General features: G+C 36.3%; 7 protein-coding genes. 1 reads left to right on the top strand and 6 read right to left on the bottom strand.

Annotated elements, in window-relative coordinates:
* Positions 1 to 152 precede the first annotated feature (152 nt).
* Positions 153 to 671 (top strand): gamma carbonic anhydrase family protein, encoded by a 519-nt coding sequence (locus ACIQ32_RS10825; protein WP_396195705.1) that lies wholly within the window; start codon positions 153 to 155, stop codon positions 669 to 671.
* A gap of 99 nt (positions 672 to 770) precedes the next feature.
* On the opposite strand, the gene murI is transcribed toward ACIQ32_RS10825, so the two are convergent.
* The 6 genes from murI to ACIQ32_RS10795 all read right to left on the bottom strand — a co-directional run bounded on the left by murI (position 771) and on the right by ACIQ32_RS10795 (position 7,285).
* Complete coding sequence (gene murI, locus ACIQ32_RS10820) at positions 771 to 1,550, bottom strand: glutamate racemase (protein ID WP_396195704.1); 780 nt, start codon at positions 1,548 to 1,550, stop codon at positions 771 to 773.
* A gap of 71 nt (positions 1,551 to 1,621) precedes the next feature.
* A complete protein-coding gene (locus ACIQ32_RS10815) occupies positions 1,622 to 2,122 on the bottom strand; it encodes an OmpH family outer membrane protein (RefSeq protein ID WP_396195703.1) in 501 nt (166 codons plus the stop codon).
* A gap of 25 nt (positions 2,123 to 2,147) precedes the next feature.
* On the bottom strand, positions 2,148 to 3,140 hold the full coding sequence (locus tag ACIQ32_RS10810) for an OmpH family outer membrane protein (RefSeq protein WP_396195702.1): 993 nt from the start codon (positions 3,138 to 3,140) through the stop codon (positions 2,148 to 2,150).
* A gap of 34 nt (positions 3,141 to 3,174) precedes the next feature.
* Positions 3,175 to 5,922 (bottom strand): outer membrane protein assembly factor, encoded by a 2,748-nt coding sequence (locus ACIQ32_RS10805; protein WP_396195701.1) that lies wholly within the window; start codon positions 5,920 to 5,922, stop codon positions 3,175 to 3,177.
* Positions 5,855 to 6,595, bottom strand: a complete 741-nt coding sequence (locus tag ACIQ32_RS10800) for an isoprenyl transferase (RefSeq protein ID WP_396195700.1) — start codon at positions 6,593 to 6,595, stop codon at positions 5,855 to 5,857. The genes ACIQ32_RS10805 and ACIQ32_RS10800 overlap by 68 nt, the downstream gene beginning before the upstream one ends.
* A gap of 3 nt (positions 6,596 to 6,598) precedes the next feature.
* Positions 6,599 to 7,285, bottom strand: a complete 687-nt coding sequence (locus ACIQ32_RS10795) for a DUF6089 family protein (RefSeq protein WP_396195699.1) — start codon at positions 7,283 to 7,285, stop codon at positions 6,599 to 6,601.
* Positions 7,286 to 7,371 lie beyond the last annotated feature (86 nt).

The raw sequence follows: 7,371 nt of genomic DNA, 5'->3' as shown, positions 1-7,371 counted from the left end.
CATTTGTTAGGAAACGTTAAATTTGATGCTGGTGGATTTCATCAATTGACTTTAGGGATTAACTTATTCTGTGCTCCTGATAAATACCACTGTAATTGTCCGGCTATTAATTAATTCAAATACAAGTCCCGATTATTCGGGACTATTTTTTTATGGTAATCAAATCGGTAAACGGAAAGCATCCTCAAATTCCTGAGGATTGTTACGTGGCGGATAATGCCACAATTTTAGGGGATGTAACTTTTGGAAGCTCATGCAGTGTATGGTTTAATGCCGTAGTGCGTGGAGATGTTCATTACATCAAGATAGGGAACAAGGTTAATATTCAAGATGGAGCTGTAATTCATTGCACTTACCAAAAGCATCCGACTGTTATTGGAAATAATGTTTCTGTAGGGCATAATGCTATAGTGCATGGTTGTACGATTCATGATAATGTTTTAATTGGAATGGGTGCCATAGTGATGGACAATTGTGTGGTAGAAAGCAATGCTATTGTTGCTGCCGGAGCTGTTGTTACTCAAAACACCATAGTTGAATCCGGGACTATTTATGCCGGAGTACCGGCTAAGAAAGTGAAAGACATTGATCAATCGGATTTTGCGGGTGAGATTGAGCGTATTTCTAACAATTATGTGATGTATTCGAGTTGGTTTAAAGACGCCGAATAAAAGAAGCCTTTGGTTTGAGTATAGCCCCGATTGGCGTCTCGTTTTTGGACGAGACAGAAAGCGGGAAAATGGTTTAAACAATTCCCGAGCGATTAGCTTCTAAAAGTCTTTACTTTTTACTTCATATTGCGATTTGAGGATATCAGTCAATACTTTTGGATTGGCATTGGTATAGAAAATGGCTTTTCCTTCTTTATCCTGGTTGCTTAGGCCAACATTTTCCATTAATACTTTTTTAGTTTGTCTTGCTACAGCTTCCCCTGAATCGATGATTTTAATGTGATTGGGGAGGATTTTTTTGATTTGTGGAATCAAGTATGGGTAATGACTGCAACCCAGCACGAGATAGTCGATATTGGCTTGTATCATAGGTTCCAGATAGTCGTGTAATAATTTATTCATTTCGGGAGAGTTGATGTCTCCGTTTTCTATTAACGGAACTAAGCCGTGACCGATTTGCTCTATAATTTTAGTGTCTTTAAACTTTTGGACGGTTTGGTGGAACAGTTCGCTATTGAGAGTGCCTTGCGTGGCTAATATACCGATAACGTGTTGTTTTGAATTGATAGCTGCCGGTTTGATAGCCGGTTCAATGCCGATAAAAGGAACTTTGTATTTGTTTCGTAATTCTGTGATGGCGTTTGTGGTTGCTGTATTGCAGGCGACTACGATTATTTTGCTGTTCTGATCTAATAAAAACTCGGTGTTTTTGCAACTTAGGTGGATGATTTCGTCTTTGGATTTTTGCCCGTAAGGCGCGTTTTTGCTGTCGGCTAAATAAATGGTGTCTTCGTTGGGTAGCAGTTCGTGGATAGCTGTCCAAATAGAAGTACCGCCAATACCGGAGTCAAAAAGGCCTATAGGATTATTATTGGTCATAAAACAAAAGTAAAAAAAAACTGCTCAAACCCGATTGGGAAGAGCAGTTTTTAAAATGTATTTTCTAAATTTTAGAAGCCTAAATCTTTTTTAACGTCTGGCGTTAAGTCCGGACCATCAGCTAATAGTAAGTCAGCTACGTTTAAAACGTATTGAAAACCTTTAGCTTTACCTACTTTAGCAATAGAAGCTTTAATTTTTTCCATCAAAGGCTTTACTAAGTCGGTTTCTTTCTTTTGTAATTCTTTTTGAGCATTATCTCTGTAGTCTGTGATTCTTTTTACCAAATCTTGAACTTCAGTTTGACGGGTTTGGTTTACAGCATCACCAACGGTGCCTGCTTCTTGGTCATATTTTTTAATTTTATTTTGGTATTCTTCCGCCATGGTTTTGTATTCTGCATCATAAGTAGCACTCAATTTTTCTAATTGTTTTTGAGCGTCCAACATCGCCGGCATTTTAGAAATAATTTCATTTACATCTACGTGTGCCGTTTTAGCTTGCGCATTGATGGTTTGGCTTGTTCCTAAAAACAATACAGTAGCTATTAGTAATGATTTCAATCGTTTCATTTTTAAAAAAGTATTAATTAATTATTTATTCTGTTTTTGTTTCTGTTTTTTTATCCTCTTTGGCTTTTTTTGCTGCTTCTCTGTCTTCTAGAATTTTTCTTTTCTTGTCTTCTAAAGCTTTTTTACGGTCTTCAATCAATTTTGCTCTTGCTGCCGCTTTAGCTTCTTTTGAATTTGGATTGACCGCAGTGCTGTCAGTACTTGTTTTGGCACTTTCATCAGCCGGTTTGTCTGTTGATTTGTCATTATCAGTAACCGTGCCACTTTTTTTTGCTTCACGAGCTTCAGCCGCTGCTTTTCTTTTATCGTCTTGTTCTTTTTTCTTTGCTTCGAAGGCTAATTTTCTATCTTCCAACATTTTATCTCTGGCGGCTTTTTTATCCTCTAAGGCCTTTTTTCTGGCTGCCAGGGCCGGATTTTCATCTTCAACATCTTCTTGGTATTCCTTTTTTTCTTGTTCTTTGAGTTCTTTTTTAGAGAGTTGTTCTCTTCTTTCTGCTCGGGTGATACTTCGGATAACCTGATCGCTTATATCGTGTCTTTTGGCTGAAAAAAGCATGGTTAAATCGGATGATTTGTCAAATATAAAATCGTATTTTTTAAGTTCGGCAATATCTTGAACTGCTGTGAATACTTGGTCCTGTATAGGTTTAACCAAAACAGCTTTTTGGGTGATTAAGTCGCCGTTAGGGCCGAATTTTTTTTGTTGGAATTCAATGAGTTCGTTTTCTTGAAATTTGATTTCCTCTTCACGCTCTTCTATGAGTTCTTTGGTAAGTAAAGCTCTTTCGGTTTTAAGGGCATCTTTTAATTTTGCTATTTCCACTTTTTTAGCTTCTATATCTTGCTTCCACTTTTCAGCTTTTTGTTCCAGTTGGTTTTTAGCTTCAGTGTAATCGGGTACATTTTCCAGTATATATTCCATGTCAATGTAACCAATTTTTACACCACGACCTTGTGCATTGGCATTGAAACCAAAGAATAACAGTAATATTGATATTGCAAAATATTTTTTCATGCCATTATGATTTAGAAATATGTACCAAATATAATTAAAATTGTTGACCAATGATAAAATGTGTTTCCCAACCATTCTTTTGCGTAAATCCTGGCACGGCATCAAATCCATGAGCGAAATCAATTCCCAATAAACCAAATGCAGGCATAAAGATTCTGACACCAAATCCGGCTGAACGTTGTAAAACAAATGGATTGTATTCTTTGAAAGTATCAAAGGAAGAACCGGCTTCAGCAAAAGTTAGGGCATAAATAGAGGCTGCCGCTTTTAAAGTTAAAGGATAACGCAATTCCAAAGTAAATTTGTTGTAAACTGTTCCACCGTCGGGACTAGACAACGATTGGTTAGGATAACCTCTTAATTGGATTACTTCTCTTCCATCTAATGCGAAGTTGGCCAAACCATCACCTCCTAAGAAGAAACGTTCAAACGGGACCAAGCCACGACCATTATTGTATGCTCCTAAATAACCAAACTCTCCAAGCGCTCTTAGCACTAATGCTTTAGATGGTGAGCCGGCCAATCGGGTATACCAATCGGCTTTGAATTTTAATTTGTAATATTCTAACCATTTGAATTTTTCCTGGTCTACTTTACCTTGATCAGCAGTGGCTTCTTGAAAAGTATTTGCTTTTTCGTAGATACCTGAGTTTTCAGTAGTTTCTTTCAAGAAATCACCCACAGCGGGCAATTCGCCGTTAGCATTAGGTGCAATGTTTAATCCGCCGTTTTCTCTGTATCTTAATTTGTAAGCTTCTTGATTTTGTAAATCGCCATAATTCACTCCGTTAAAGGCAGAATAAGGCAAAGTAAATTTGGCCGAAAAACTGAATTCAGAACCGTAAGTTGGATAAATCGGATTTACCCCTTTATTGTTTCTACTCAAGCCTAAATTAAAAGCTAAGTTTCGGGATGAACCGTTTCCAAAAGTAAATAAACCGGTATTGTAATTGTTCAAAGCGTAATATTGGAAACTCACCGAATTAGAGAATACAAAAAAGTCATCCGGAACAGTTAATCTTTTAGCATAACCCACGGAAAGTGAAGTAATGTCAAAGCTTTTGCTTCGGTCTACGTTGGCTGAACGACCATTAAATAAAAATTGTTTACTGTGTGATAAGGAAGTTGAGAATTGAATAGGTTTTTTACCGCCTAACCAAGGTTCTGAAAAGGATAAGCTGTAGGTTTGAAAAAACGAACTCGCTTGCAAACGCAAAGAAACTTTTTGTCCGTCACCCATTGGGAGTGGTTTATAAGCTTCTTTTTTAAATAAGTTTCGGGCTGCGAAGTTGTTGAAAGAAAGACCTAAAGTACCGATGAATCCGCCACCTCCGTAACCGCCTTGAAGTTCAATTTGGCTTGATCCTTTTTCCACCACATTGTATTCAATATCAACAGTACCTGACGCCGGGTCTACATTTTTAAATTTAGGATCAATGGCTTCCGGATCAAAAAATCCTAATTGACCAATTTCACGTATGGTTCTTACTAAGTCTTCCTTGCTGTATTTTTGCCCGGGTTTGGTTCTTAGCTCACGGTAAATTACATGGTCATTGGTTTTGTCATTTCCAACTACTGTAATGTTGTTGAAGTAAGCTATAGGTCCTTCGGTAACTCTAATTTCAAAGTCGATGGTATCATTTGCTGTTTTTACCTCTACTGCATTAATATTGGAGAACAAATAGCCGTTGTTTTGGTATAAATTGGTAATATCATCACCATCAGGTTTGGTTTTATCGGCAATTCTTTTCTCTAATAAAACACCGTTGTAGGTATCTCCTTTTTTAATCCCTAAAGCACGACCTAATAATTGGTCTGAATACACTGAATTGCCTAAGAACTTAATGTTTCCGAAATAGTATTTCCTGCCTTCTTCTACTTTAACGTTGATGGCTAGTTTTGTCTTTTTAGCATTTAAAAATACCGAATCAGAAACTACTCGAGCGTCTCGATACCCTTTTTCTTTGTATTTATCTACTATAGAAACCAGGTCTTCTTGGTATTTGTCTTTAATAAATTTTGAGGCTTTAAAAACACGAACAGGGTTAATTTGTTTGGTGTTTTTCATGGCGCTTCTCAGTTTTTTATCAGAGAATTTTTCATTACCGTCAAATTTTATTTTTGCAATTTTAAGTTTGTCCCCTTTGTCTATATTGACTAACATTTTCACCTGATTTCCTTCTGTAGTGTCAGGCGTGGTAGTAATAAATACTTTTGTTTTGAAATAACCGTCTTTTTTGTATTTGTTTTCCAAGTAATTTTTGGTCGTGGTAATGAGGTTTTCATTCACGATTTTTCCTTTGGTTAAACTGTTCTCTTTAATGATGTCTTCAACCTTGGCTTTTTTTACGCCTTGGATTTTTACATCACTCAATTTAGGAAGTTCTGCAATATCCAGGTCGAGCCAAATACTATCTCCTTCAGTTTTATTGACATAAAAGTCAATTTCACTGAACAATCCCAGTTTTCCTAATTTTTTAATAGCATTACTAATTTGTTCTCCGGGAATAGTGATTTGTTGGCCTTTTTCCAATCCGGAGAAAGTTACCACTGTTTGTTGGTTATAGCTGATTTTGCCATTTACGGTTACATCGGCTAAGATGTATTTTTTTCCTTGATCAAATGGGATTCTGTTTTGGGCGTGTAGTTGAAAAACAGTTCCTAAAAGTAAAAAGAATAGAACTGTTTTTAAGGGATTAATATGCACTGAAATATTATTTAATTTGTTCACTTGTTTTTCCAAATCTTCGTTCTCTTTTTTGATAGCTAATGATGGCTTCATATAAATCATCTTCTTTAAAATCGGGCCATAACACATCGGTAAAATAAAATTCAGCATAAGCAATCTGCCATAGCAGAAAATTACTGATTCTGTGTTCGCCGCTGGTTCTGATTACCAAATCTACATCGGGCAGATTGTGCGTGTAAAGATGCTGATTAATAATTGATTCATCAAGCGTATCAATTGAAATTATATTATTTTTAACTTTATCACAGATGGCTTTAACAGCATTTAACAATTCCTCGCGAGAACCATAGCTCAAGGCTAATGTTAAAGTCATTCGGGTGTTGGTTTTTGTTTTTTCGATAACGGCCAACAGTTCTTTTTTTGCGGAGTTAGGCAACATATCAATGTTGCCGATGCAATTTAATCGAATGTTGTTTTTTTGGAGTGTTTCCAATTCTTTTTTCAAAGATGAAATCAGTAGCCGCATCAAAGTATCTACTTCTAGCTTAGGACGATTCCAATTTTCGGTTGAAAAAGCATAAAGCGTTAGGTTTTCTACACCTAGTTTGGCGCAGGTTTCCACAGTAATTCTGACCGATTTTGTGCCACTTTCATGACCAAACGCTCTCAACAAACCTTTTTGTTTTGCCCAACGACCGTTTCCGTCCATGATAATGGCCAAATGCTTGGGTAAATTGTCTTTGTTTATTTTATCGGTTAAATTCATTCTTTATTCTGCGCAATAACATGGTTTTTCAGTAAAGGTATAAGTTAGCGTTATACCGGTGAAAACATACCAATCTTTGCTGTTTATATTGCCGAATTGTAACGGCGCTAAATTTTCATTTTTGGGCAAACTTCCATCCAAATTATCGGTGAAAGTATACCTTGCTCCAACTTCCAAACCTAACACAAAATGATCCAAAATATTGGTTTTAATACCCACAATCATTGGGATAGCAAATGTGATTTCTGTGTAGTCTTTCCGGGTATTTCCATTTACTACAAACAACTCGTCGTAAGCAAAATACGAAATCCCTGTAAAGACATAGGGTGATATCTTTCTTTTTAAAATTTCGTGCAGATTAAAGTCAAAAAAATTGAATTCCATTCCTGCCGAAAACTCTTTAATATTGTTTTCAAAACGATAGCCTCTCAAATTCCTGCCCGGTACTTCCGAATCTAAATCGTTGGCGCTTATCGTAGACTGTGTATAGGAAAACCTATATGAATGTCTGGGACTTTTATTCCATTTGTATAGTATACCGAAGGCAGGTTCATTTGGCGCTATATAGTTGGTTTTACCTACATCGCCCACAAAATTACTTCCTCCCAGAAATACACCAATCTCATTGATTTGTGCATTCAAAACATTTTGGAAAACTAAGCCGAAAAATAATACTAAAATCTTTTTCATTCAATTGAAAATAGCGTGCAAATATAACAATTCTCAGTACTTATATAGCATGAATTTCGGATTTCTGCCAAATAAATTAAAGTGCT

Source organism: Flavobacterium sp. (assembly GCF_044373165.1).
GTDB lineage: Bacteria > Bacteroidota > Bacteroidia > Flavobacteriales > Flavobacteriaceae > Flavobacterium.
Note: the sequence above shows the minus strand (reverse complement) of the source record. Positions and strands in the feature narration are given on the sequence as shown.

What these genes read in the sequence shown, in the direction of transcription:
- ACIQ32_RS10825 (WP_396195705.1), top strand. Translation starts at nt 153, where the DNA reads ATGGTAATCAAATCGGTAAACGGAAAGCATCCTCAAATTCCTGAGGAT.
- murI (WP_396195704.1), bottom strand. Translation starts at nt 1,550, where the DNA reads ATGACCAATAATAATCCTATAGGCCTTTTTGACTCCGGTATTGGCGGT.
- ACIQ32_RS10815 (WP_396195703.1), bottom strand. Translation starts at nt 2,122, where the DNA reads ATGAAACGATTGAAATCATTACTAATAGCTACTGTATTGTTTTTAGGA.
- ACIQ32_RS10810 (WP_396195702.1), bottom strand. Translation starts at nt 3,140, where the DNA reads ATGAAAAAATATTTTGCAATATCAATATTACTGTTATTCTTTGGTTTC.
- ACIQ32_RS10805 (WP_396195701.1), bottom strand. Translation starts at nt 5,922, where the DNA reads ATGAAGCCATCATTAGCTATCAAAAAAGAGAACGAAGATTTGGAAAAA.
- ACIQ32_RS10800 (WP_396195700.1), bottom strand. Translation starts at nt 6,595, where the DNA reads ATGAATTTAACCGATAAAATAAACAAAGACAATTTACCCAAGCATTTG.
- ACIQ32_RS10795 (WP_396195699.1), bottom strand. Translation starts at nt 7,285, where the DNA reads ATGAAAAAGATTTTAGTATTATTTTTCGGCTTAGTTTTCCAAAATGTT.